Origin of the sequence: Micromonospora maritima, from assembly GCF_902825405.1 — a bacterium.
GTDB lineage: Bacteria > Actinomycetota > Actinomycetes > Mycobacteriales > Micromonosporaceae > Micromonospora > Micromonospora maritima.
In genome coordinates this window covers 1-717 of the sequence record NZ_CADEAU010000957.1, presented here as the reverse complement: position 1 = coordinate 717, position 717 = coordinate 1, and the positions used below count along the sequence as shown (strand labels likewise).

Below are 717 nucleotides of genomic sequence, written 5' to 3'. Positions count from 1 at the left end.
TCAGGGAGGCAACCATCATGGCTACCACTCTGCTGCGCACCACCGTTCTGACCGCTGCTGGTATCGCCGCGACCGCCGGTGGTATCGCCGGCCCCGCGATCGCCGCCCACGCCGCCCCCACCACCGGCAACACCAGCGTGGTCGCCGACCGTAAGGGTCACGGTGAGCGGGAACTCGACGTGCGCTACGAAGCCCAGCCCAACTTCTACTACTGCGGCCCCGCCGCCGCCCGCAACGCCATCAGCGTCCTGGGCAAGAACATCGACGTCGACGCCATGGCCCGCGAGATGGGCACCACCGAGAACGGCACCAACAGCATCAACGACATCACCCCGGTCCTGAACAAGGAAACCGGCAAGACCTACAAGTCGGTCGAGATCAGCACCCCCAAGGCCAACGACAAGCAGACCGACACCCTGCGCACCGACATCGTCCGCACCATCGACGACGGCCGCGCCGTGGTCGCCAACATCGCCGGCACCGCCACCGACACCGACGGCACCACCCACTCCTTCGAAGGCGGCCACTACATCAGCGTCGTCGGCTACCGCGACAACGGCCACACCGTCACCATCGCCGACAGCGCCAACCCGAACACGGCCTCCTACCGCATGAACATCGACAACCTCGCCGACTGGATCGCCACCCGCGGCTACAGCACCAGCTGACCCACACCACCGACAAGGGCCCGACCCCACCACCGGGGTCGGGCCCTTT

At 67.2% G+C, this 717-nt stretch carries 1 protein-coding gene; it reads left to right on the top strand.

Annotation, left to right across the window (positions count from 1 at the left end; translation table 11 throughout):
* Positions 1-17 precede the first annotated feature (17 nt).
* Positions 18-668: a C39 family peptidase gene (locus tag HUW36_RS33800; protein WP_174531695.1), complete on the top strand. Its 651-nt coding sequence runs from the start codon at positions 18-20 to the stop codon at positions 666-668.
* Positions 669-717 lie beyond the last annotated feature (49 nt).

Coding starts and splice junctions, on each gene's coding strand:
- HUW36_RS33800 (WP_174531695.1), top strand. CDS start 18: ATGGCTACCACTCTGCTGCGCACCACCGTTCTGACCGCTGCTGGTATC.